The sequence below is a fragment of the Bacteroides sp. 214 genome (genome assembly GCF_010501015.1).
GTDB lineage: Bacteria > Bacteroidota > Bacteroidia > Bacteroidales > Bacteroidaceae > Bacteroides.
Genome location: NZ_QVML01000015.1, coordinates 27,148 through 51,949 on the forward strand (window position 1 = coordinate 27,148; position 24,802 = coordinate 51,949).

Consider the following 24,802-nt stretch of genomic DNA (forward strand, 5'->3'; position numbering starts at 1 on the left):
CTATTCCTTCACACGAGATAACGGAGTAAGAGACACCACACCTACCAAACCCGAAGGCAACGGTTCCCAATGGGCGGCTGTGAACTTCCCGTCGGCTCCTGCATTGGTTCGCTTACGGGCATTGACATTTGTATTGTAGAATATCTTCCACTCCACACCGCGTTTATCCATATCGATAATGCGGTTTGCCATCAAGTTAGACACTTCTATACGCAGTTCATCACCCTGTTTTAATTGCTCGGCAGGTATAGCAACTGTGTAAGGAGACTGAATCAGTGTTCCTATCTTTTTGTTGTTGACGTACACCGTAGCCGACTCGTATACACTTCCCAGATTGAGCAACCAAGCATCTGCTTTAGGTAGTGGAACATCTACTATTGTGGTATAAGTCGCCGTTCCCGAAAAAGTAGCATACGCACCGCCGCGACTTTCCCACGATTTATGAATGTTGACCACCAAAGGCTCGGGCAACGTAGGTCCTCCTTTTACAAATTCCACTTTCCAGTCCGAAATAAGGAAGATAGGTTCGCCGTTCTTTTTATAGTAAGGATATAGCTCGCCTTTGTATTCGCCGCGAAATGTTTCGACAGCTATACTCTCGCCATTTTTAAGTTGCAGATATAGCTGCTCCCCGCTCATTAACGCATAGCCGCAATCTCCCGTCATAGGATTATACAAAGCTGCCGAAGAGGGTTTTGCATTCAATGTTACCCAACCATCAAACGCTTTTTCGGTGCTGTTCTTTATCAGATAATAGAAGTTCCCGTCGGCTTTCGTGCGGCGAATACACTGCAACCCATCGGCATACATGGGTTCATTCTGCACATTGCCTGCAGCTGTCAAAGCAGATAGGCTATGGGATACAGCAATTTTTCCTTTGCCATAAGCCGCTACACGCAGCTCGCCCTCTGTGGCGAAAGTCAGTTTGCCGATAAGAGTACTCATTTGTTCGCGTGCCTTCGCCAAGTCGCTGAGTCCGGGTACATCGGCAGGTATTGCATACTGAAATAAGATTGTAGCACCACTGCTTGCCAACTGAAAGAGTTGTTCTAACGTTTCAAGGGGTATGTATGTGGCTTTCGGCACAATGATTGTTTTGTATGCGTTTCCTCCAACCACAAGGTTGTCTTTCAAGTAGTTTACACGTAGCAGTTGCTTGTCCGAAATAGCATCCCACGAGTAGCCATTCTCTGTTAGATACGCGCCACATGTTTTCGCGCTTGTACCATCAAAGAAAGTATGCGATTCCATGTGGCGTAGGCGACGGTTATGACTACAATCCGACCAGTAATCGGCAATGGGGAAATAAAGCAAAATATCATTAGCTGGTTTTCCGGCTTGTAAGAAACTTTGCGCGCGAGTTACATAACTATTGAGTGCAGCAAAATCACTCCAGAAGCTATTTGCCGGCGTGAAGTGAACTGCAGCATAGAATAACCATCCCGGCCATGCGGCATCTTGTGGCGAATAGGTAGTTCCGTGATAGAAAACATGGTTTACACCTGCAAAAAGGAAATCATCGAGCGCATCTTTGGCTTGTCCTAATGTCGTTTCAAAATGTTCGTTGAGCCACGTACAACTTTCGGAAGAGATTAAGTTTTTCCCGCTTACGTGAGCAGCAGAGGCTGCCGCTTTCAGATTTATAACATCCCTACCCTCTATTTCGGGCACATCGCTGGCAGCATAGAGATCGAGCACATTGGCAGGAGATCCGTGCGACTGATTTCGCACACCTTTTCCTTGCTCTGCTGCCCAAAGCTGCCACACTTCGGTATATTGCGACAGCAACAACTCACTAATAACCGAGCGAAAGTCGTACAATACCCTACTGTTATTATCTTCTGTATCGAGTCCAAGCAACGCAGGCAGATACCCACGCAAATCATATCCTTTTAGCTGTTCAAAAGCTGTAAAAAGTTCCGGTGTAAAATCGGCATCACCTACAGCGTCATCTACTTCGTACGAGTCGTTGAAATAGTAACGAAGATAACTCAAATCATAGCCTTGAGAAGCCTCGTCAACTTTTTGCAGATAGTTGCGCAACGGTTGTTCGGCAAAGTGATCTATGACTAATCCCTCGCCACCGGGCCCTGCACGTTCTACCATCTTGCCATGACTTCCCTGAAAGATGGCACAGAGCATCCAATCGCCTTCGGGAGCTACCCAGTTCAGTTTACCATCCTTTACATGATCTATCAAATTAACAGACTCGCTAAAACCCACTTCTGCCAATTTGTTTGCAGTTAGCGCTACCAATGGAAGCGACTTAGCAAATCGTACTTGGTCTAGTGCCAGCTCTTGCATATTTTCGTTGGCTGCAATCGGTTCTATCAGTTCATCAATGGTAACTTTCTTGCGTCCCTGCGTACGAACGATTGGGTTTTGTATATATTCTATTTTCTCTTCGAGCGATTTGCCCCCTTGTAGCGTAAAAGTTTTTGTGTACATTCCTTTGGAAGCATCCTCATCGGTAATCCACGGACCACCAAAGGGCCATCCCGATGCATTGGCAAGGTCTACGCCGAGTCCCAATCGCTTTGCTTCATTAAGTGTATAGACTAATTTCTCCATCCACTCGGGCGACAGGAACTCCAGAAATTGATCTTCCGTACCACGCACGCCATAAATAGGGGTAATCTCCACGCCACCCAATCCGGCAGCCGAATAACTTTCGAGTGCGGCAGTGATATCTTTTTCTGTTACTGCACTACCATGCCACCACCAACGCGTCCAGGGTTTTGTTTCATGAGTTATCTCCGGCCAAGCTATCTCGCCGGTTTCGCGAGGTTGAGAGGTACAGCCCGATAGTGTTACTATAATTAAAGAAATAATGAGGTAGAGAGTGTGCTTTGTCATACGATATACTATTAAATGAATATTCCGCTATTTGCAGATCACAAATAACGGAATATTTTTAATCGCAGAATGAAGATTTTCATTCAAATTTATGTAAAATAGTACACAACAAGGAATAAGAACGTAAAATGTATTCAGCCTATAGATGAGTGGTCGTGTGCCTATGGCTGAGCAGTCGTTTGCCTATGGCTGACGGGTCGTGAGGTTATGGCTGACGGGTCGTGAGACTATGGCTGACGGAGCATGAGACTATGGCTGACAGGGCATGAAACTATGGCATTTGAATAAGTACTTTAAGCAATCTCTTTTTGCGACTGTTTTCTGCTTCACTTCTGACTGTTTTCCGGACTGTTTCTGACTGTTTTCTTACTACAAAAACAGTCAGAAATTAGGCGTGAAAACCCTGTGAAGGATAAAAGAGGGGGTCTTCACACACAACCGGCTCGCTGTCATCTACTTACAACGTTTTGTGAATGTGAAGACCTATTCCGTAAAACTACACTTGGAGTGTATATTAAGCTATTTGGTTGATTAAATATGCACTAAATTAATCCGCCAACGGATATACATTCTTATTCTTTATTCTTCAGATAGTAATTTATCAGCTGTGACACATTCCACATATAAGAATTCGTTGTAATGCCCATCACTTGTTCTTTGGGTGGATAAGGAGATGTATCGTACTTATCGCCCACCGGAACTCCTTGATAATTTCCCGGAGTTACTTCAGCAGGACCATCGCCGATGTAAGGGTTTGAAGTCATGGTCATTGGTACCAACCAATATCCCTCTTTGGTTAGTGAAGAAAGAATTTCATTCACACTTCGTTCTGCACCGGGAAAAACATGTAATACATTGTAGTCCGGAAACTTGAATTGCTCACCTCCTTTGTTCTGGAAAGGCGAATTCTTTGTTACCTCTTCAACACTTAAACTCAACAACTCTTCGTAACGCTTACGGAATTGGGCTATATCTATTTTCATAAACTCGCCATATCCGTACTCTGTTAAATACTCGCCATTGACAACATTAGACCCTACACGATAGGTAAAAAGCGCTTTGTTTGTGCCTATTTCTATATTTCGTAGTGACTGTTGTTTCGTATGTCCCATTTTGTTCTTATTCAGCGAAGCATCGGTAGGTATCATTGTTCTTTCAAGCCAATCGAGGGTTTCGGGAATACGTGCCAGGAACTTCTTATCGCCTGTCCACTGGTAGTATTCCATTAAGTTATTAAGACACCACTCCGTTGTGCGTAGCTGCAATGATCTTGGTTCGTAAGAACGTGCTCCGGCTGGAAGATAATCGAGTGTATATTGGTCGCTCCAACCCGGTTGATCGGGTCCCTGATGCAAAGCTAAGGTACAATTCATAGCACGTCTGATAGGGTCTAACAAGCGTTTTTCTCCCAATAACTGGTAGCAAAGTACGAGGTAGTTGATGTTGTTTTCGTGTACTTTATCGTTGTACGTTATATAAGAAGAATAATCGGCACGTCCACCTTTAGAGTATTCGTACATCAATGGGTAGCGTTGCGGCCATCCACCTATTGGATATTGGCTTTCGAGCACAAAATTAATTGTTTTATCAACAGATACTTTGTACCTTGGGTCATACTTCTCGACATACATACGCAACAGAAAGCGTGCCGGACTGATTGTTGAATCATCATCATACGTTGCATTTCCATAATAATGTTGGAACTCTTCCAAGCGCCAAGCATTCTTACCGATGGTTTCATACCAATTCTTCAATGAAGCATCGCCCGCGAAATCAATAATATAATTCCAACCACCGCAAGGTAATTGTCCCCACATCAATGCAGCAGCAACTTTCTCGGCGGCTTGGTAATAATATTCATCGCCTGTAGCATGGTAAAGGTCTAAGAAAAACTCACCCATACGTGGTGTACCTTGCCCTTGCGTCCAAATCATGGTTCTGTATGCTTCCATTTCGCCCCATTGGCGCGAAAAGTCGGGCAGATACTCCCAAACAAATCCGCCATTGTAGGAAACAGTGTTAAGCATGTATTCTGTGGCTTTCTTTACACTTCCCAGTATCTGGTTGTTCAAAGTCTTCTTGTTTTGCCCTTGAGCTACGAAAAAGCACATACTAAGCAAGAAAATAAAGAGTGCTTTTTTTTGTCGTTGGTTTGTGTTCATTAGGATTATTTTAAGTGTTAATTCTTTAGTAAATTATCCAACACAGCAGCCTTTACCGTAAAAGCAGTGCCATGTCGTGTACCTTTTGGGAAGGATACCGTCTCCGACACATCTTCCCAATCTATTCCGTTCAACGAACGTACCGCGCCATATTTTTTCTCACGATATTTATCAAAATACACATATATATAATCACCTACTTGCAACGGCGATGGACCTTCCGCCCAATAATCGCCTGTTATAGGTTCGGAAACCTCAATGGGGAAACCTGCTGCAATATCTTTTGTTTTAGTTACGCGTAAGTTCTTTTCGGGTGGATTTGAATTTTCATTCTTTACTATCATGAGGTACTCGCCGCTACGTTCTTTGATGATTGCAGCATCAATTACACTAAAATCGGGATCAAAGAACATCTTTGTTTCCGAAAAGGTTTCAAAGTCCTGGGTAGTTATATAATACTGACGATGATTGTGCCCTGATTCACTCTCGCTTGTACTTACTTCCTTATGTCGGCCGGGAATGGTGGTTGCCCAAAAAATATAATAGGTAGCCGACGCTTCGTCGTAAAAGAGTTCGGGTGCCCAACTATTCTTGGCATCAAATTCGTGCATCATTACCGGCAAGTCGCGCTGCTCTGACCAATGAATCAAGTCCTTGGAAGAGGCATAACCAATGATTCGGTCTGTCCAACTGGAAGTCCACACCATATGAAAAGTGCCGTCGGGGGCTTGACAAATACTGGGATCGCGCATGAGTTTATCTTTCCCCACTTCGGGTGTAAGAAATGATTCGCCCTCTTTAAGAGATTCCCATGTTAGCCCATCGTAACTATATGCTAAGTGCAAGCCATCGGCACCATTTCCAATAAAATAAGAGAAGAGATAGACATCGGGGCGTGGCTGTTTACAGCCTACAAAGAGAAAGAATGCCAGAAAGGCAAGTAAAATGTGTTTCTTTTTCATGACTATATGGTTTGTGTTGAGATTACGCACAGAACGCGCGAAGCACAAATATAGTCATTCTCTGTTAAAAAGCAATTACATTCAAGGTTTTTGCGCCCGCATACTTAATGAGTAGTTCTTTAAGCATATCTGCAGCCGGTTCCAGACCTTCCTTTCCGCTATAGCCATTCAGAATGGCAAGGATATGAGTGGTTTCTAGGTCCATTTTGGTTCGTTCTTCATCGCTGGTAGGTGTGCCAATCCCCCCTATGGTATCACGATAAACAGGTAAACCTTCTATGTTTAACATACCACGTCCAATAGCTTCGAAGGGCTCATTGGCTTTTCCAATGCCTAATTCGAGATGGGTTCCTGTTATTTTATTGGCATCAAAACCTCCGATAGAATACCCCGTACGAAGCGAAACCAGATTGACAATATCCACTAATGTGTCTATTTGATAGAGGTCAATACCACGAACTAATCGCCTACGTAATGCTTCCGCCGAAGGACGGTAGCGGTTAGGGTCTTTACCACAACGTTTATAAGCTTCGCGTGTAGCAATAATAGCCGGTTGATTTTTTACTTGATCCACTTGTGTATCGGCAGTAAACTCCTGAACAAAAAGATTTATCTCTTTCCAGAGTTCCTCGTTGTAATGACTATTCTGCACCTGTGCATATACAGCCATACCTGCAAATATAGGGCAAGCAGCTTTTATCTCTGAAGAGACAGTGATACTATACTTACAATTTAGCATATACTGTACGTGTAGTCTGGAGCGAATTACTCGTCATCCCAATCCTCTTCGTATTCGTAGTCAAAGTCTTCTTCATCCTCGTCCTCGTCTACGTATTCATAGGCAATGTCTTCGCCCTCGCCTTGTGCCAATAGTTCATCTTTCAAACGAGTTACATCTTTAGGACGATGCACAATAGCAGACGCTTCTATCTTGTTGCTTTCCTTGTTGAGTTCTTCCCATAGGATATCTTTCAATGCAGTAAGCCCAAACCCTGTTACAGATGAAATAAATATATGCGGAATAGCTTCGGGAAGTGTAATTTCTATCTCGTCCATGAGCTCTTGGTCGAGCATATCACTCTTGGTTATAGCGAGTACACGTTGCTTATCGAGCATTTCGGGATTAAAAGAGCGCAATTCATGAAGCAATATTTCGTACTCTTTCCGAATGTCATCACTATCGGCAGGAATCATAAAGAGCAGCAACGAGTTACGCTCAATATGCCGCAAAAAGCGTAGCCCCAAGCCTCTACCTTCGCTGGCACCTTCTATAATTCCGGGTATATCTGCCATTACGAATGACTTTCCGTCACGATAGGAAACAATACCCAGATTGGGTTCTAGTGTTGTAAACGGATAATCGGCTATCTTTGGTTTTGCTGCAGATACGGAAGACAACAAAGTAGATTTCCCTGCATTAGGAAACCCCACAAGACCTACATCGGCAAGCAGCTTTAATTCCAAAATAACAGTCATCTCCTGCATCGGTTCACCGGGCTGTGCAAAACGTGGCGCCTGTCGTGTTGCCGTACGGAAGTTCCAGTTCCCTAATCCACCACGACCTCCTTTGAGCAAGATTACCTCTTGTTCGTGTTCGGTTACATCGCATAGGTAATCGCCTGTTTCGGCATTATAGACAACAGTTCCGCAGGGAACTTCAATTATTTTATCGGCTCCGTCTTTTCCTGAACTACGGCTACTGCTTCCCGACTCTCCTTGGCCTGCAAGCGCATGGCGTTCATACCGCAAGTGGAGCAACGTCCAGTAATTGCGATTGCCACGTAGAATAATATGACCTCCTCTACCGCCATCGCCACCATCGGGTCCTCCTTTAGCAACATACTTCTCACGCCGCATGTGTGTAGATCCTCTACCTCCCTTACCCGAGCGGCAGTATATCTTTACATAATCAACAAAATTCGATTCAGCCATATTCTTTTCTTATTTCTTTTTCTCAATCACTTCGCATATTTCATCGGTAATCTTAACCAAATCGCCAGAACCTTCTATATGCTCATATTTACCATTTTTTTTATACCAGTCTATCAACGGACAAGTCTTTTGGTGGTATACATCGAGACGCTTGCGGATTGTCTCTTCGTTATCATCGGCACGTCCCGACTTCTTTCCTCTATTTACCAACCTTTCAATCAGCTCTTCTTCAGGAACATCCAAGTCCAACATTATCGTAACCTCTTGTCCACGCATGTTCAACATCTCCTTTAATTCTTCTGCTTGCTTAATTGTTCGTGGAAATCCATCGAAGATAACACCTCTGCTATCTTTGAGTCCATCCAACACATCAGAGAGGATATCTATCATTAATTCATCAGGAATCAGTTGTCCGAAATCAATAAATTGTTGCGCTGTTTTTCCTAATTCTGTACCCTTCTTTATTTCTGCGCGCAACACATCGCCTGTTGAGATGTGGTTCAAGCCATATTTCTCGGCCACACGCTCACTTTGCGTTCCCTTTCCTGACCCGGGAGCGCCAAAAATCACAATGTTAAGCATTTTACCTTATGTTATATAAATTATTCTTCTACAATCGTATAGATATCGGGGTAGTTTCTTCCTTGCCCATCGTAATCGAGTCCGTAGCCAACAATAAAGTCGTTAGGGATACTCATAGCCATATAGTCAATTTTCAAATCTACCTGCAACTTATCTGGTTTAAGAAGCAGAGTGGCTATTTTTATTTCACGTGGGCTTCGGGTACCAAGTGATTCCAATAAGCGTTGCATGGTTAATCCTGTATCTACAATATCTTCTACAATAACCAATGTTCTGTCGGTTATATCTTCGTTAACACCCAATATCTCTTTTATGGTTCCTGTTGATGCAAGTCCTTGATAAGAAGCCAATTTCACAAACGAAATCTCACAAGGAATTGTTATTTGCTTCATCAAATCCGAGGTAAACATAAATGCGCCATTCAGCACACTGATAAAGAGTGGATTTTTCCCAGCTAAGTCATGATTGATTTCATTAGCAACGCGGGTTACTTCTTGTTGAATTTTCTCCTTTGGTATAGATATGGAGAAGCGCTTGTCTTTAATCTCAATGAAGCTCATAAGTAATGTTTCTTAATAAAAGTGGCGCTAAAATACTGTTTTTATTCCAATCTACCGAATAGTGGTTGATATTTATAAGTAAAAAGTCGAAATAGCTATCATTACGTTCTTTTTTACCACTTACCTGATAATCATTTTCTGCGGATCAAATGTTTGACAAACCGGTCCTTTACCATGACCGATAAACACATTATGTCCATACATTATTGAGTCGCGAACAAACTCTCGGGCCGCCAAAACTGCCTCCCCCATATTATACTCTAACGCAAGGTAAGTAGCTATAGCTGCCGAAAATGTGCAAGAAGCTCCATGCGAGTTGTGAGTTTGTATCACAGTATCCTTAAAAACACGTTCATCGCCATTTGGCGTACGAAGTACATCGTAAACAACATCTTCATATAAATCACCGCTTTTAATCAATACAGTAATCCGGTTTCTTCGGGCAAATCGTTCAGCCGCTTTACGCATATCTTCAATGTCTTTAATCTGAAGTTCGCAAAACAATTCAGCTTCCTGCCTATTAATAATGAGCAGACTCGTGTAAGGCAACATCTCTTTACGAATGATGCTCATATTCTTATTAAGAATAAGCCTTATACCTTCATCTGAAAGCATTACAGGATCATAGACCACATATTTAGGATGGTATTTTCTGAGACAATCGCCTACTGTTTGTATCGTTTCTATATCATTCAGCAACCCTACCTTTACAATGTCCGGAATAATATCTTCCATAACCGTTTCTATCTGCTTCCTGATTGTTTCCTGAGGTATAGGGAATAGCGATTTCAGACCTGTAGTATTCCCTATTGTTAAAGCCGTAATGGCCGATGCCGCATAAGCCCCTAACGCTGATATGGTTTTAATATCTGCCTGTGCACCATTTCCACCGATGCAATCAGATCCTGCAATAGTAAATACAATGGGATATCGTTTCATAATTATCAGGTATAATTTATAGATACAAATATAGTGAGAAAAACAAACTTTGTAAAACAACATACGGTATTAAAGCATCATCTTCATTTTTTCAATAATTTCGTTCGGTTTCTTAACAGAAATGAAACCTTTACAGAATTTTAGTGTTGCATAAAGGGTGCTTATCTCAATATAATTTAAGGTTGATGTATTGCTACTAAAACCATGGTTTTGTGTATTTTTGCTATCTAAATATTATTTTATGAAAATATTCCAAGCAGAAACCATCAAAGAACTTGATGCGTACACCATTGAGCACGAACCTATCTCATCAATAGATTTAATGGAGCGCGCTGCTCACGAACTCACAAACGCAATTGTCTGTAAATGGCCGGCAAAGACACCTGTTGTAATCTTTGCCGGGCCGGGCAACAACGGTGGCGACGCACTTGCGATAGCTAGGTTGCTCTCAGAAAAAGGATATCAAATAGAGGTATTTCTTTTTAATCCTAAAGGGAAACTATCACCCGATTGTCAATTCAACAAAGAATTAGTCGAAACACTCCCCGAGATAACTTTCAGCGAAGTTAGCAGCCAATTTGTGCCACCCAAACTAACCCTAGAGCATCTCGTTGTCGATGGATTATTCGGAACAGGAATAAAAGAGCCCTTAAGTGGTGGTTTTGCAGCCGTAGTAAAGTATATAAATGCCTCCGAAGCTACAGTTGTTGCTATTGATATGCCTTCGGGACTTATGGGAGAAGATAATTCCGAGAACAATCACAGTGCCATTATTCATGCTGACTACACTTTTAGCTTGCAACTTCCAAAGTTATCCTTTCTCTTTGCCGAAAACTTTGAGTTTGTAGGAAAATGGCTATTGCTTGATATTGGCATCAGTCGCCAAGCCATCGAAGAGATGGAAACTCCTTTTAGCATGGTAGAGGAGCAGGATATTCGTCCATTGATAAAATCCAGAAAAAAATTCGCACACAAAGGAAACTTCGGACACGGATATTTAGTAGCAGGAGCAGAAGGCATGGCAGGAGCTTCTATTTTGGCAGCGAAAGCTTGTTTGCGCTCGGGAATTGGATTACTTACGATACACACACCGGCATGCAACAATACCATTTTGCAAACAAGTGTTCCTGAAGCAATGACCGAATTGGATATTCATAAGACCTGTTTCGCCTACCCGGCAGAGGCCGACAACTTTGATGCAATAGGCATAGGACCAGGATTGGGACAATCTCCCGAAACAGAAGTCGCTGTGCTTGATTTTATTAAGAGCACTCAAACGCCAATGGTTATTGATGCCGATGCTTTAAACATCCTGGCAAATAACAAACAGCTTTTAGGTAATATTCCCGTCAACTCTATACTTACACCGCACCCCAAAGAATTGGAACGGTTAGTTGGTAAATGCCAAAACTCCTACGAACGATTGTATAAAGCGTGCCAACTGGCACACCTGTGCAATGTACACATTATCTTGAAAGGAGCTTACTCTGTTACAATAACACCCGATGGCGATTGCTACTTCAACCCCACGGGCAACGCCGGTATGGCTACCGGAGGAAGTGGAGATGTACTGACCGGCATTGTGCTTGCACTACTTGCGCAAGGATACGAAACCGAAAGTGCTGCAAAAATCGCAACGTTTGTACATGGAATGGCAGGCGACTTGGCAAAGCAAAAATATGGAATGATTGCTATGACTGCTTCTGACATTATCGAGTTCCTTCCCACAGCATGGGGGCATATCAGTAGTATGTAAAAACCTTTGTTTGCCTTTTTTCACGTCGAGAATTGGGGAGAGTCAAATAACTTCCTTAAATTTGTTGTTTATCTAACATAAACTGTATGAAATGAGAAGATTCATCGTATTGTTAAGCATTCTATCCGCAACCAGCACTTTTGCACAAACCGAAGTGGTGCAGGGAGTAACTCGGGGTAAAGACTACGGGATAGTATATGCTTTGCCAAAAACAGAAATACTTGTTGAAGTAAAAGCCAATAAAATTACTTATACACCCGGAGAGTTTAGCAAATATGCAGATCGCTACTTACGATTAACAGATGTTTCGGGAGAGCCGGAGACATATTGGGAACTGACTAGTGTGAAAGCTACCACTACAGGTATACCTAACAACCAACAGACATACTTCATCAAATTAAAAGATAAAACAGTAGCACCATTGGTAGAACTCACACCCGATGGATTATTAAAATCTATAAACGTTCCGTTTACTAAAGAGAAAGTGGTCGAAGAGAAAGAAACAGCGACTCCTGTTGCAAAAAGAATAGACCCACGAGACTTTCTTACCGAAGAAATTCTAATGGCGAACTCTACAGCAAAAATGGCAGAACTGACTTCTAAGGAAATTTACGGTATTCGCGAAAGCCGTAACGCACTATTGCGCGGACAAGCAGACTTTATGCCGACAGACGGCACACAACTCAAAATCATGCTTGATAACTTAGATGCACAAGAGCGTGCCATGATTGAACTCTTCTCGGGAACTAGGAACAAAGAAGAGCGAACTTTCATCATTCGCATAAATCCAGGAAAAGAACTAGAGAAGGAGGTTATCTTCCGTTTTTCTAAGAAATTAGGCATTGTAGCCAACAGCGATTTAGCGGGCGAACCCATCTATTTGACATTAAAAGACCTCAAAACGCTTCCTGAAACAAATGAAGCTGAAGATGATAAAAAGAAAAAAGAGCTTGATGGAGTAGCCTATAATGTTCCGGGCAAGGCCAGACTAACCATTGCCAATGCCAATCGTAAAGAAGTATTCTTTGATGAAGATATTTTGGTAACCCAGTTTGGTGTTGTAGAATATTTAGCCTCTGCCCTATTCAATAAAAAAACAACTACAAGTGTAGTATTTAATCCCACAACAGGGGGTATAATAAAGGTGGAAAGAGAGTAATTCTTTCCACCTTTATTATATATAGCGTATGGTTTTCTTAAATCAGATATTTGATTAATCCATCTTTGCGTAACTGTGTAATGTAGGTTATAACGCGGTTCTCATAATCCGTTTCATTACCAAAATGCGTAGCCAGTTCATTTATAATTTCTCGCACAGTTCGTTTTCCGTCAATAAACTCCCACACCGCTGTTCCATGTTCTTCAAGTGTTACCCGCACGTATGGTGAAACTCTCTTAGGCATAAGATATTTCTGCATCCACGAATTTCGGAAACGCGGTAATGCCAACACGGTTAATCCTTCATCGTTTTTCTCCGTAAGGATATATTCAATACGAGTTGGCATTACATCAAGAATATTAACCTTTGCTCTCACCGCGAATTTGTTATTTTTTTATATTAGCCTGTTGCAAGCCATAGCCCTTCTTCTTATCTTCTGCCTTCAGCCATAATGCAAACACACATGCCAAAGAGCTAAAACACACGGACACCAACATAGGCACCGTATAGTTGTATGCTATCGTTCCATCAGGAAGCACAGTTTGCGTAAACCTATCAACAGTCCAACCAATAAGAATAGGTACAAGCGCCAAACCTATATTTTGCACATAGAAAACAAGCGAGTAAGCTGTACCCAATAATTGAAGAGGAACGATTTTAGGCAAAGAGGGCCACATAGCAGATGGAACCAGTGAGAACGCAACACCAAGCACAAGCATATTGATTGTTGCAAACCACCACACATTCAGAAATGGCATTGCGAACATCAAATGTACCAACACTAACATAAACGAACCAATTATCATCAAAGAAGCGCCCTTACCTATACGATCATAAATAGTACCGAAAAGCGGAGTTAGGAAAATAGTTCCGATAGGTAGTAAACTTGGAATAAAGCCTGCCAATTCGGGTTCTACTCCATATTTGTAAATCATCATGCGTACCGCAAATTTCAAAAAGGGAAACACACTGGAATAAAACAGGACACAAAGAATGGCAATCAGCCAAAATCCCTTATTGGTCAGCACCAGTTTTACATCCGAGAACTTAAAACTTTCTTCTTCATCATTTATTGCTGCAGCAGACTCATCGAGTTTCTTATCCATTGTACAATAAAGAAAGTAAGCAATTGCACCAATACACAACACGACTAATCCTAACAACAAAGGAGCGGCGATAAATTCATTGAAGTGACGTGCCAATGGAAGTGCAAAGCTAAGAGCCATAGCTGTACCCAAACGAGCAACAGCAAGTTGCAATCCCATAGCTAAAGCCAACTCATGCCCTGTAAACCACTTCACTATAACTTTAGAAACAGTAATACCGGCAATCTCGGCACCCACGCCAAAGGTAGCAAAACCAATGATAGCCACCACTACCTGCGAGTTCATACCGAACAGTACTCCACCTAAAGGAAAGAAAGGAGAAATAGCGTAAAACTTAATAGAAGCCCCAGCTATCATTATCAGACAAGCCATTTTACCGGTAAAGCGCACCCCTTTCTTATCGAGGATAAGCCCACCTATAATCAACATTAACAGAAATACGTTAAAGTAGCTATATGCGCCCGACAGGAAGCCGTACTCTGTACTGGTCCAGTTTAGTTCATTTACCAACAAATCCTCCAATGGCGCCATGCAATCAGAAAGGAAGTAGGCGCACATCATGGTTAAGGAAACAACTGCCAATGCCGTCCAGCGTGCAGCTTTCGAATCACTTAGCTTTTTTCTAACAATTTCTGTCATTGTGCTTTTCTTTAAAGAGTTTCAAACAAAAAAGCGAGACCATGGTTTCTCTCAACCACAATCTCGCTTTATAATATCTTTTTTTAATTCTTATTGCTCACTTGAATCTGTTTCAGCTTCAGAAGTATCTGCTTCAGGAGTTGCAAAGCCCGAAGGGATATCCAACGGATTAGTGCCTTGTTCTTTCTGTGCTTGTTCCAGAATCACACTTCCATTTTGAGTAGCACTTCTTGGCAATACGTATGCAGTAGCAATACTCATTACTACAATGAATGCAGCCAAACCCCAAGTCGTTTTTTCAAGGAAGTCGGTAGTTTTACGAACACCCATGATGTTATTCGATGACGAAAAGCCCGAAGCCAATCCACCTCCTTTAGAGTTCTGAATCATCACGATGAAACACATCAATACAGCTGCAATAACAATTAAGATAGTTAATAATAAATACATTTTCTTTATTTCGAATTAGCGTTAATAATCAATTTCTCCAAAAAACGGATTTGGTCTGCAAAGTAAGCATTTTTTTTTGGATATTTCAAACTTAATTTTTTAATAATTTCCAGTGCTTTAGAATATCTTTGTTGCTTGATATAGATTTTAGCTAATGTCTCAGTAAAATAGCTATCATCTTCATTCACATCCTGATAATCCAGGTTAGGCCCGCTGCCTGCTCCCTCTTCCTCTTCTGTCTGGGGTAAAAGCTTGATTGTCTCGTTCTCGGTATTTTCCATAAAATCATCAATCAACGCTGTGACACGCGGTTTTTCCGGAGCATCTTGGGGTTCTTCTTTCAAAAGATACGCAGTATAGTCCGTAACATAATCCAGTTTTACAGGCAACGAATCTTCTTCGGGTGTAGTAGAAAGAAACGCATCAATCAATGAGAGCGTACGATCAAGATTAGGTTCTTCCGCCCAGTCATCAATAACAGAAACTGTTTGTTTCTGCTTGGGGGATAGCTGATATTTATCTCCCTCAATAAGATAGAAGAGTAAGCGCCGATCGGTAATATAAAGAACTGACTTGCGGAGTTCGCCACCAAAACTTGCGTCGTGCAACAAATAAAGATTCTTCAGATACAACAGCCTGAGCGATTGGCAATACGGAAAACGCAAAAGAAGGTTACGAAGCTCGTATAGCGTATCCTTATTCAGGTCTTTTGGATGTTGAATCCACTGCTGTAGGTTGTTCTGAATCATAGACTGTTACCAGTTGGCTACGGTTGCGTTAAAGATTTGATCATTGATTTCTTTTATCATTTCTTGAATCAATCCATCTTGCACATTAGTCAACAATTCTCTTGAATCGTAAGTGCGATAAGCAGAAAACTGCTGTTCGAGGTCTTCGTCGTGATTGGTATTATTTATATAGCGCACGTTTATCGTAATAGTCAGACGGGTACTGGATGAATATCCATCGGCCGCTACTGCCTCATTGGTTTGGGTATACCCGGTAATTTCTCCTTCCAGTTCAAGATCGGCATTGGTATTCACAAGTTGTAAACGTGTTTGCCTCACAAAAAGATCTTTCAACTCTTGATTGAAGGTAGTACCCAATGGCGCATATACATAATCGGACGTAATGGGAAATTCGGCTATTGATATGGTCTTTATTTTTGTATAATCAATCTTACCCCCTGTGAATCCATAGGACACACTACAACTCACTATAACAAGCAGCGATAATGAGAGTAAGAGAATCTCCATCGTTTTTTTACTCCAAATCATATTCTTTTATTTTTCTATATAATGTACGCTCAGAGATATTCAAATCGTTGGCAGCCGCTTTTCGTTTACCATGATTGCGTTCCAAAGCTTTCTTTATAACTTCTTTCTCTACTTCGTCGAGCGAAAGTGTTTCTTCAATGTATTCTTCTGTATCTTGAATATCATCATCCGAGTGCGACACTTCGATTACAGCAGACGGTTTTGGCGTGGTAGGCACTACTGCCGTAGTCGATGGGTAGTATGTTTGAGGCGTACTAGCAACATGTGGCGATGAGTGATCGGTCATAATTTCGTGTACCAGTTTCTTCAATTCCGTTACATCTTTACGCATATCAAACAACACTTGATAAAGTATTTCACGCTCACTTTCAAAGCTTTTCGTTTCCTTTGAACCGAATATCATCGGAAGTTTCTGAGCCGCCTGAGCAGGCAGATAGTTCCGCAAGATATCCGAAGTTACTTCGCGATTGGTTTCTATGATAGAAATCTGTTCGGTGATGTTTTTTAGTTGGCGTACATTGCCCGGCCAAGCAAAACGCATAAGCATCTCTTTGGCATCGTCCGTCAGCTGTATGGCGGGCATACGATATTTCTCGGCAAAATCAGAGGCAAATTTACGAAATAGCAAAACCACATCTTCACCTCGCTCGCGCAAGGCTGGCACCTGAATTGGTATGGTATTCAAGCGGTAATACAGGTCTTCTCTAAAACGGCCATCGGAAATAGCCTTAGTAAGGTTTACATTGGTTGCCGCTACAATACGTACATCTGTTTTCTCTACTTTGGAAGAGCCTACTTTGATAAATTCGCCACTCTCCAACACACGCAATAAACGCGCTTGCGTAGGCAAAGGCAACTCTCCTACTTCATCAAGGAAAATTGTTCCACCATTTGCTTCGCCAAAATAGCCTTTCCGTTCGCTTATCGCACCGGTAAACGCACCTTTTTCGTGCCCAAAGAGTTCCGAATCGATCGTTCCTTCGGGTATTGCGCCACAGTTTACGGCAATATATTTTCCGTGTTTACGGCGGCTATATTGGTGTATAATTTGAGGAAAACTCTCTTTCCCTACCCCACTTTCTCCGGTTATCAGCACAGAGAGGTCGGTAGGAGCCACCTGAATGGCAACATCAATGGCACGAGCTAATGCTTCGTTAGCACCAATGATTCCAAATCTAAGTTTTACTTGTTGTATTTCAGCCTTTGTCATATATCACATTGAAAACATGACAAAATTACAAAAAGCTTTCGTTCGGGCAAGAGAAAACAGGAGTAATCTATCTTAATAAGGAAACGAGTAGCGAATTAAAGAGCAGCAAAACCGCTGCTGTAACACAAATGCCACCTGCTGCAACACACTTCTGACGATAAGAATACATCGCATAAGGAGGAGCCACCACTGCGGCTTTCGCCAATATGCGCGAACGACTCCATTTATATAAACGGTATACGCCATAGCCTACCAGTAAGCCGACAACAATTCCAGGCACCACGTCCGAAATAAAATGTACACCAAGATAAATACGTGAGTAAGCTGTGAGTGTAGCCCAGATAAAAATAGTCCATGAGAACAGTGCGTTCTTAAACAGATAGGCCATAAACATGGCAAAACCAAAGGCGTTGGCCGCGTGACTGGACATAAAACCATACTTACCTCCACGGTAATTAAATACAGTATCGACCTCATTCATAAAGTCGGGATGATGTGTAGGACGAAAACGATGAAAATAGGGTTTGCAAACTCCCGAAGCAAATTGGTCGCAAAGTACAACGACCAGAGTAATAGACAATACGATAAACAGAGACTCTTTCCACATTTTCTTATACAACAAGATAAATATGATAAGCGCAGCTACAGGTAACCACACTGTTTTTCCGGAGTAAAGCCACATAAACCTATCTAAATATTCGGATTCACTCCCATTTAGCGCGAAAAACAAATTGCGCTCATAGTCCAAAACTTTGTCAATCATTATTCCATTTTTATTCGCAACAAAATTATATCATATCTTTCAGACGTCCAAACAATTAACACATAAATAATCTGAATAAGAACAAGAAACTCTGTGTACATAACCTCATTATTTATCTGAACTATGTAAATCATAAGTACTATTTTCAACACAATATCTACACATTCAAAAGTATCATTATAACAGCAAAAACGCCTCATTATTGCGAAAAAGGCGATTATTAGCTTTCTTTTTGCATTTCCATTGGTCTTTTCTTCTAAGCACATTTATTTATCAACATGCGCTACAAGAGTTCTGAAGGGGGTTATTTTCAACGAAAAAAAACTTAACCTTCAACACAAAAAAACACTTTAGTATAAAATTCTCGCGACAACAATCGTACCCCTTTCTGTTTGCTTGTAGAAAGGGGTAACTTTTATCTTTCCAAAAAGTCACTGTATAAAAGAAAAAATAGACTGCGCTTTTGATAAGAACAGACTGCGTTTTACATCAAAACTGACTCCATTTTTAAGTAAAATAAGCCCCATTCTTTCGTGTTTTTACAGCCAACCGTAATCAAAGTTCTTTTTATTCAATTCTTGAAGCTTCTAACAAAATGACACATTAGCACCACACGAGCAATAAGAAAAACGTCAAGATTACTATACATCATCAATAAATAAGAATAAAACTGTGTACGTATTTGAATGTATTTGGCACAATTCTCTATGGTAGCTATTTATTCTATGTCTTACCTTTGCATAATTTCCAAACCAATTAATTCATATAAATAATGAAATACGTTAGCCTACTCTGTTTAACTCTATTGTTGAGTTGTACCTCCCACCCTACCAACGAAAGCGACAAACTTATTCGCAACGGCATTCCTTGGTTTGATACCGATGGGAATATAGTCAACGCACACGGTGCTTGCATTGTGGAAGATGGCGGTCGATACTATCTTTTTGGCGAGTGGAAGTCGGATGAGAGTAATGCTTTCCCCGGTTTTAGCTGTTATTCGTCGGACGACTTGGTTACATGGAAATTTGAGAATGTGGTTTTGGGTGTTCAACCCGACGGCATACTTGGCCCAAATCGCGTGGGCGAGCGGGTAAAAGTTATGAAATGCCCTGCCACAGGAGAGTATGTAATGTATATGCATGCAGATAACATGAGCTATAAAGACCCGCACGTGGGCTATGCTACCTGTAAAACAATTGCGGGAGATTATGAATTTCATGGCCCGTTGTTGTTCGAAGACAAGCCTATTCGCCGTTGGGATATGGGTACGTTTCAAGATACGGATGGCACCGGTTATCTGCTGATACATCATGGAATTATCTACAGACTAAGCAGTGATTATCGTTCTGCCGAAGCCAAAGTTGTTAACGGATTACCCAATTCGGGCGAATCTCCCGCCATGTTCAAAAAGAGCGGAGTGTACTACTTGCTTGGTTCCGGTTTAACAAGCTGGGAAAAGAATGACAATTTCTATTTTACCGCACCTTCCATAGAAGGACCATGGACACGCCAAGGGCTCTTTGCACCGGAGGGAAGCCTCACATATTACTCACAATGCACTTTCGTACTTCCATTGGTGCGTGGAAATGATACAATCCCGATGTACATGGGCGACAGATGGTCTTTTCCTCATCAAGCCTCAGCAGCTACATACGTATGGATGCCAATGGAGGTTAATGGCGAGCAACTCTTTATGCCCGAATACTGGGAATGTTGGGATATAAACAAACTATCGAAAGTAGACCCATTAACCGATGCCAAGAAAATAGCTCGTAAGAATTTTGAATACGCTGCCAACGATTGGAAGTCAGTCAACGGACAGCTCACATCCAACACCAACGGCAGCACATTGCGCGTACCATTCAACGGAACCCGTGTTGCTATTGCGGGCGAGTCTAACGGACACAGTGGCTATGCCCGTATTCGCATCTTTGATAAAGAACAGAACGAACAGGTCTCTACTTTGGTGGATTTTTACAGTAAACGAACCGACCGTGCGGTACGATTTATGAGCCCCACACTACCTAAGGGCAATTACACGTTAGAGGTAGAGGTCACGGGCATTATCCCAATGTGGTCGGACAAAAAAGTAGCTCGTTACGGAAGTACAGATTGTTTTGTAACGATAGAGGAGATAGTTGTATTCTGATTTCTTTTGTCTACATTACCTAAATATCTATCTTTGTAGGAAATGAAAAAGTGCCTCTTCCTTTTTTTCCTCCTTTGCACATTGAGAAGCACTTTGTGTGCTTCTTTCGTCAACGTACATTCTACCTTCTTTACTCTCAACGAAGGACTTGCCGACAATCTTGTACGTAGCATTTATCAAGACAGCAAAGGCTTTATTTGGTTCAGTACCCTCAACGGATTGAGCCGCTATGATGGATATTCTTTTCTTACTTTTCGCCCGGAAAAAGGCGAACAGCTTTCCCTATCCGACCGCCATGTACTCAGTGTAACCGAGGATCAAAATGGCTTCCTATGGATAAAAACATCTTCGGGTGTATATAGCTGTTACGACTTGGCACACGATTGCTTTGTTGATTTTACCGGTTGTGGTGCACATACCGAGAAATACATTCACCGCTTACTCACCTCCACAGGAGACACCTGGTTGTGGAACGAAGAAACTGGTTGTCGTAAAATAACCTACAAAGATGGAAAATTCTCTTCTTCGGTTTTCAGGAAGGAAACCGGCAAGCTACCTACCAACAATATTTTGCAAATTATTGAGGATAAAGAGAATACGTTATGGATGTGTACCCCCGTTGGTTTAATAAAGCTAAGTGGTGATACTTTCGAGTTTTTGGCAAGAGACTTGCACGTTATCTCAGCTATTGCGCATCAAGAAAATCTTTTCTTTCTCACGAATCAAGGCGACGTTTATCGACAAAACATTAAAAGTGGTGAAGCAGAATTTATCGTACGGATTAACTCCGGAAAAACACCTTTTACAAGAATAACAGACTTTACTTCGCAAGACGATTGGATAATTATGACTCATCAAAAAGCATTTGTGTTTAGTTTATCTCAATTGCAACTAAAAAAGAACCCACTCTACGACATCCCCGACGTACGTCGCCAATGGGATAACGCGGGCAACCTTTGGCTGTACAACTCGCGCGGACGGTTGCGTTATGTAAATAAAGAAAGCGGGTACACGAAAGATTTCGACTTTATGCTTTCCGATGAGAATATCCCTGTGCGATGGTTTCATGCGCTTCAAGACAGCCGCGGATTACTTTGGATTGCTACGTACGACAAAGGGCTTTTTGTTTTTAATCCCTCAACCGACGAAATGAAGCAATATGCGTACAAGCCCGATGGGCTGAATCGTGTAAACTCCAACAGCTTGGTTCATATCGTAGAAGATCGGTCGGGAAGTATCTGGGTTACTTCCGAGTCGGCGGGTATCGCACACCTCACCATCGTCAACGAAGGTGCTTCGCGCGTTTATCCCGACAGCAAGGAACTGGTTAACCAATCCAGTTCTATTCGCATGGTAACCTGCATGAACGATGATGAAATTTGGATAGGAAATCGCAAAGGACATGTTTATAAATATGATATCAATTTAGAAAAAACACTTGCCACCGAGAAGTATAACACAACAGTGGTGAAGATGCTGCGCGATGCTTCGGACAAGAAGTGGATTGCCTCTGCCAACGACGGATTGTGTATAGATGGTCGTTGGTATAAGAACCAACCAAACAACCCTGCTTCATTGGCAAGTAACAAGGTCTTTGATTTGTTTTGTGACCACCAGCAGCGCATGTGGCTGGCAACCTTGGGCGGTGGACTCGACTTAGCCATTCCCGAGAAAGATGGCAGCTACACTTTTCAACATTTCCTATTGGGAAGCGGTAGCCAACAAGAAGTGCGCACAATAGCCGCAGACAAAGAAAACTGGATGTGGGTAGGAACCAGTGATGGTGTATGTGTGTTTCACCCCGACTCGTTGATTCAAGACCCACTCTACTACTATCGTTACACGTATGCAAACAATCATTTGCTTGGCAACGGCATCAAGTCCATATTCTATGATAGTAAAGGGCGTATGTGGTTAGGCACAATGGGTGGTGGCATCAGTATGTGTATTCCGCAAGGCGATTATGGCGACTTACAGTTTACTCATTATACCACTGCGAACGGTCTCATCAACAACATGGTACAGTCTATCATTGAAGATCGCGAAGGAAAACTATGGATAAGTACTGAATATGGCATTTCCCGATTCACACCCGAAACCACTCAGTTCGAGAATTTTCTTTTCGACAACTCTACCCTTGGCAATGTTTATATAGAAAACAGTGCCTGTCTGCATCCCGATGGGCGATTGCTCTTTGGTACCGACCACGGTTTGGTTGTCATTGACCCCACAAAGACCGAAACTCATCGCAACACAAAGGATGTGGTACTCACCGACTTGAAATTCAATGGCGTTTCAGTCAGTCCGGGAAGCGAAGATTCGCCTCTTAAACGCACGTTGAGTTACACAGAAACACTTCATCTAAAGTATTACCAAAACTCCTTTGTCATTGAATTTTCCACACTGGACTACCATACGCTGAACGGAACCAAATATACCTACCTACTCGAAGGTTTTGATAAAGAGTGGAGTATAGCCTCATCAATGAACGTTGCTACATACAAGAACCTCTCACCTGGTCGCTACACCCTCAAGGTAAAAGCATGTAATGCCGTAGGCGCTTGGAGTGATAAAGAGACAACACTTCAGTTAGTGATTGCCCCACCATTTTGGAGAACTACTTGGGCATATTTATTATATCTATTAATAACAGGTGCAATTATTTATCTGACGTTCCGAACAATACGCAAGTTCTACACATTACACAACCGGATAGAGATAGAGAGGCAGGTTACGGAGTATAAATTAGTTTTCTTTACCAACATCTCGCATGAGTTCCGCACACCTTTGACGTTGATACAAGGAGCATTGGAAAGAATTGAGAACTCAGAAAAGCTACCCAAAGAAATGACTTATTCTATCCGTATCATGGAGAAAAGCACACAACGAATGTTGCGCTTAGTCAACCAGCTGCTTGAGTTTAGAAAGATGCAAAAAGAAAAATTGTTGCTTCAACTGGAAGAAACAGAAGTAATATCTTTCTTGCGCGATATAGCAAACAATTTTAACGATACGGCAACAAAAAAACAAATTACGTTCTGTTTTGTCCCTTCAACAGAGGCGCACCTCATGTATATAGATAAAGGCAAAGTAGACAAGATTGTTTATAACCTGCTCTCTAATGCTATTAAGTATACGCTCGATGGTGGTGAAGTTGAATTTACCGCAACGATAGATAATGTAGCCGAACAACTACAACTAACGGTAACAGATAATGGAATCGGTATTCCTAAAGCAAAGCAAAGCCAACTCTTTTCGCGGTTTATGCAGAGTAGTTTCTCAGGAGATAGCATGGGAATTGGCTTACATCTAACCCACGAACTGGTAAATGTGCATCGAGGTAGAATTGTTTATCGCGAAAACAGTAATGGTGGTTCAATATTCACTGTAACACTTCCGTTGAACGCTTCAATATATGCGGCAGAAGATTTTTTACTTTCCAGTCCGCTTACTAACGAGCTTTTTGTACAGGAAGAGATTCCCACTGAGATATCAATTCCTGAAATTACATACTCTTCCGACCCATTAAATAAGAAAAAAATACTCATCATTGAAGATGATAACGACGTACGCGAATTTCTTGAGAAAGAACTCAGTATTTACTTTGAAGTAGCTTCGGAGCCCAACGGACTTGCCGGATTGGAACGCGCTCGTTCTTACGATGCCGACCTTATTGTTTGTGACGTACTCATGCCGGGCATGACTGGCTATGAGGTAACGGGCAAACTAAAGAACAATTTTGAAACCAGCCACATCCCCATCATCTTGCTCACTGCTATGAGCGCGCCCGAAGATCAACTGAAAGGAACCGAAAGTGGCGCGGATGCTTACATAACCAAACCTTTCAGTCCAAAGTTACTCCTCGCTCGCATCGCTCAACTCATCACCCAACGAGAGAAACTACGCGAGAAATTTTCGAACGACCCGAACATCACCCGCCCTGTGGTTTCTTCTGTCCGCGACAAACAATTCTTGGACAGGCTACACGCTATCCTAGATAAACAAATCGAGAATACAGAGTTTAGCGCCGATGATTTTGCTGCGCAAATGAACTTGGGGCGTACCAGTTTCTTTCGTAAAATACGTGGCGTAACGGGCTATTCGCCCAATGAGTATATCCGCATTGTTCGATTAAAGAAAGCTGCCGAGTTGCTGCTCGACGGACGTTTCAACATCAGCGAAGTATCCTATCAGGTGGGGTTCAGCAGTCCGCTCTATTTCAGCAAGTGCTTTAAAGAGCAGTTTGGCATGCCGCCATCGGCATATATAAAAGGTGAAGAACATACAAACAATTAAATAC

The 24,802-nt window shown here is 42.0% G+C and carries 18 protein-coding genes and 1 pseudogene; 4 read left to right on the plus strand and 15 right to left on the minus strand.

Annotation, left to right across the window (positions count from 1 at the left end):
• The 8 genes and pseudogenes from D0T50_RS10600 to thiD all read right to left on the minus strand — a co-directional run bounded on the left by D0T50_RS10600 (position 1) and on the right by thiD (position 9,993).
• Positions 1–2,856, minus strand: a complete 2,856-nt coding sequence (locus tag D0T50_RS10600) for a glycosyl hydrolase (RefSeq protein WP_163223500.1) — start codon at positions 2,854–2,856, stop codon at positions 1–3.
• A 572-nt stretch (positions 2,857–3,428) separates the two neighbouring features.
• On the minus strand, positions 3,429–5,018 hold the full coding sequence (locus D0T50_RS10605) for a pectate lyase (protein ID WP_163223501.1): 1,590 nt from the start codon (positions 5,016–5,018) through the stop codon (positions 3,429–3,431).
• A gap of 23 nt (positions 5,019–5,041) precedes the next feature.
• Positions 5,042–5,980, minus strand: a pseudogene (locus tag D0T50_RS10610) (glycoside hydrolase family 43 protein); the annotation flags it as partial.
• 64 nt (positions 5,981–6,044) lie between these two features.
• The gene (locus D0T50_RS10615) at positions 6,045–6,719 is read right to left on the minus strand and encodes a B3/4 domain-containing protein (RefSeq protein ID WP_163223503.1); all 675 of its coding nucleotides are present in this window, start codon (positions 6,717–6,719) and stop codon (positions 6,045–6,047) included.
• Positions 6,720–6,745: 26 nt separating this feature from the next.
• Positions 6,746–7,912 carry a GTPase ObgE gene (gene obgE, locus D0T50_RS10620; protein ID WP_163223504.1) on the minus strand — a complete coding sequence of 389 codons (1,167 nt, stop codon included), beginning with the start codon at positions 7,910–7,912 and terminating at the stop codon, positions 6,746–6,748.
• Positions 7,913–7,921: 9 nt separating this feature from the next.
• Entirely contained in the window at positions 7,922–8,494 is a 573-nt protein-coding gene (locus tag D0T50_RS10625) for an adenylate kinase (protein WP_163223505.1), read from the minus strand.
• Between the two features lie 20 nt (positions 8,495–8,514).
• Positions 8,515–9,054 carry a hypoxanthine phosphoribosyltransferase gene (gene hpt, locus D0T50_RS10630; protein ID WP_163223506.1) on the minus strand — a complete coding sequence of 180 codons (540 nt, stop codon included), beginning with the start codon at positions 9,052–9,054 and terminating at the stop codon, positions 8,515–8,517.
• A gap of 120 nt (positions 9,055–9,174) precedes the next feature.
• Positions 9,175–9,993: a bifunctional hydroxymethylpyrimidine kinase/phosphomethylpyrimidine kinase gene (gene thiD, locus D0T50_RS10635; protein WP_163223507.1), complete on the minus strand. Its 819-nt coding sequence runs from the start codon at positions 9,991–9,993 to the stop codon at positions 9,175–9,177.
• A 241-nt stretch (positions 9,994–10,234) separates the two neighbouring features.
• Between thiD and D0T50_RS10640 the strand changes: the two genes are divergently transcribed.
• Both D0T50_RS10640 and D0T50_RS10645 read left to right on the plus strand, forming a co-directional pair.
• Complete coding sequence (locus tag D0T50_RS10640; protein WP_163223508.1) at positions 10,235–11,749, plus strand: NAD(P)H-hydrate dehydratase; 1,515 nt, start codon at positions 10,235–10,237, stop codon at positions 11,747–11,749.
• Positions 11,750–11,840: 91 nt separating this feature from the next.
• Complete coding sequence (locus D0T50_RS10645; protein WP_163223509.1) at positions 11,841–12,908, plus strand: DUF4831 family protein; 1,068 nt, start codon at positions 11,841–11,843, stop codon at positions 12,906–12,908.
• 37 nt (positions 12,909–12,945) lie between these two features.
• On the opposite strand, the gene D0T50_RS10650 is transcribed toward D0T50_RS10645, so the two are convergent.
• The 7 genes from D0T50_RS10650 to D0T50_RS10680 all read right to left on the minus strand — a co-directional run bounded on the left by D0T50_RS10650 (position 12,946) and on the right by D0T50_RS10680 (position 18,353).
• Positions 12,946–13,254, minus strand: coding sequence for a PqqD family protein (locus D0T50_RS10650; protein WP_163223580.1), 309 nt, complete (start codon positions 13,252–13,254; stop codon positions 12,946–12,948).
• A gap of 40 nt (positions 13,255–13,294) precedes the next feature.
• Positions 13,295–14,653 carry an MFS transporter gene (locus D0T50_RS10655; RefSeq protein WP_163223510.1) on the minus strand — a complete coding sequence of 453 codons (1,359 nt, stop codon included), beginning with the start codon at positions 14,651–14,653 and terminating at the stop codon, positions 13,295–13,297.
• A 90-nt stretch (positions 14,654–14,743) separates the two neighbouring features.
• Entirely contained in the window at positions 14,744–15,103 is a 360-nt protein-coding gene (gene secG / locus D0T50_RS10660) for a preprotein translocase subunit SecG (protein ID WP_163223511.1), read from the minus strand.
• 5 nt (positions 15,104–15,108) lie between these two features.
• Positions 15,109–15,852: a tetratricopeptide repeat protein gene (locus D0T50_RS10665; RefSeq protein ID WP_163223512.1), complete on the minus strand. Its 744-nt coding sequence runs from the start codon at positions 15,850–15,852 to the stop codon at positions 15,109–15,111.
• 6 nt (positions 15,853–15,858) lie between these two features.
• On the minus strand, positions 15,859–16,380 hold the full coding sequence (locus D0T50_RS10670) for an LptE family protein (protein ID WP_163223513.1): 522 nt from the start codon (positions 16,378–16,380) through the stop codon (positions 15,859–15,861).
• A complete protein-coding gene (locus D0T50_RS10675) occupies positions 16,367–17,590 on the minus strand; it encodes a sigma-54-dependent Fis family transcriptional regulator (protein ID WP_163223514.1) in 1,224 nt (407 codons plus the stop codon). Before D0T50_RS10675 ends, D0T50_RS10670 begins: the two co-directional genes overlap by 14 nt.
• Positions 17,591–17,657: 67 nt before the next feature.
• Positions 17,658–18,353 carry a phosphatase PAP2 family protein gene (locus tag D0T50_RS10680; protein ID WP_163223515.1) on the minus strand — a complete coding sequence of 232 codons (696 nt, stop codon included), beginning with the start codon at positions 18,351–18,353 and terminating at the stop codon, positions 17,658–17,660.
• Between the two features lie 772 nt (positions 18,354–19,125).
• On the opposite strand from D0T50_RS10680, the gene D0T50_RS10685 reads away from it, so the two are divergent.
• Together D0T50_RS10685 and D0T50_RS10690 are read left to right on the plus strand one after the other, a co-directional pair.
• Positions 19,126–20,502 (plus strand): family 43 glycosylhydrolase, encoded by a 1,377-nt coding sequence (locus tag D0T50_RS10685; RefSeq protein ID WP_163223516.1) that lies wholly within the window; start codon positions 19,126–19,128, stop codon positions 20,500–20,502.
• 42 nt (positions 20,503–20,544) lie between these two features.
• A complete protein-coding gene (locus tag D0T50_RS10690) occupies positions 20,545–24,798 on the plus strand; it encodes a hybrid sensor histidine kinase/response regulator transcription factor (RefSeq protein WP_163223517.1) in 4,254 nt (1,417 codons plus the stop codon).
• Positions 24,799–24,802: the final 4 nt, after the last annotated feature.

Bases quoted from the DNA above. Each gene is read 5' to 3' on its own strand.
- D0T50_RS10680 (WP_163223515.1), bottom strand. From the start codon at position 18,353: ATGATTGACAAAGTTTTGGACTATGAGCGCAATTTGTTTTTCGCGCTA.
- thiD (WP_163223507.1), bottom strand. From the start codon at position 9,993: ATGAAACGATATCCCATTGTATTTACTATTGCAGGATCTGATTGCATC.
- obgE (WP_163223504.1), bottom strand. From the start codon at position 7,912: ATGGCTGAATCGAATTTTGTTGATTATGTAAAGATATACTGCCGCTCG.
- D0T50_RS10645 (WP_163223509.1), top strand. From the start codon at position 11,841: ATGAGAAGATTCATCGTATTGTTAAGCATTCTATCCGCAACCAGCACT.
- D0T50_RS10650 (WP_163223580.1), bottom strand. From the start codon at position 13,254: ATGCCAACTCGTATTGAATATATCCTTACGGAGAAAAACGATGAAGGA.
- D0T50_RS10615 (WP_163223503.1), bottom strand. From the start codon at position 6,719: ATGCTAAATTGTAAGTATAGTATCACTGTCTCTTCAGAGATAAAAGCT.
- hpt (WP_163223506.1), bottom strand. From the start codon at position 9,054: ATGAGCTTCATTGAGATTAAAGACAAGCGCTTCTCCATATCTATACCA.
- D0T50_RS10640 (WP_163223508.1), top strand. From the start codon at position 10,235: ATGAAAATATTCCAAGCAGAAACCATCAAAGAACTTGATGCGTACACC.
- D0T50_RS10600 (WP_163223500.1), bottom strand. From the start codon at position 2,856: ATGACAAAGCACACTCTCTACCTCATTATTTCTTTAATTATAGTAACA.
- D0T50_RS10605 (WP_163223501.1), bottom strand. From the start codon at position 5,018: ATGAACACAAACCAACGACAAAAAAAAGCACTCTTTATTTTCTTGCTT.
- D0T50_RS10665 (WP_163223512.1), bottom strand. From the start codon at position 15,852: ATGATTCAGAACAACCTACAGCAGTGGATTCAACATCCAAAAGACCTG.
- secG (WP_163223511.1), bottom strand. From the start codon at position 15,103: ATGTATTTATTATTAACTATCTTAATTGTTATTGCAGCTGTATTGATG.
- D0T50_RS10655 (WP_163223510.1), bottom strand. From the start codon at position 14,653: ATGACAGAAATTGTTAGAAAAAAGCTAAGTGATTCGAAAGCTGCACGC.
- D0T50_RS10685 (WP_163223516.1), top strand. From the start codon at position 19,126: ATGAAATACGTTAGCCTACTCTGTTTAACTCTATTGTTGAGTTGTACC.
- D0T50_RS10670 (WP_163223513.1), bottom strand. From the start codon at position 16,380: ATGATTTGGAGTAAAAAAACGATGGAGATTCTCTTACTCTCATTATCG.
- D0T50_RS10675 (WP_163223514.1), bottom strand. From the start codon at position 17,590: ATGACAAAGGCTGAAATACAACAAGTAAAACTTAGATTTGGAATCATT.
- D0T50_RS10690 (WP_163223517.1), top strand. From the start codon at position 20,545: ATGAAAAAGTGCCTCTTCCTTTTTTTCCTCCTTTGCACATTGAGAAGC.
- D0T50_RS10625 (WP_163223505.1), bottom strand. From the start codon at position 8,494: ATGCTTAACATTGTGATTTTTGGCGCTCCCGGGTCAGGAAAGGGAACG.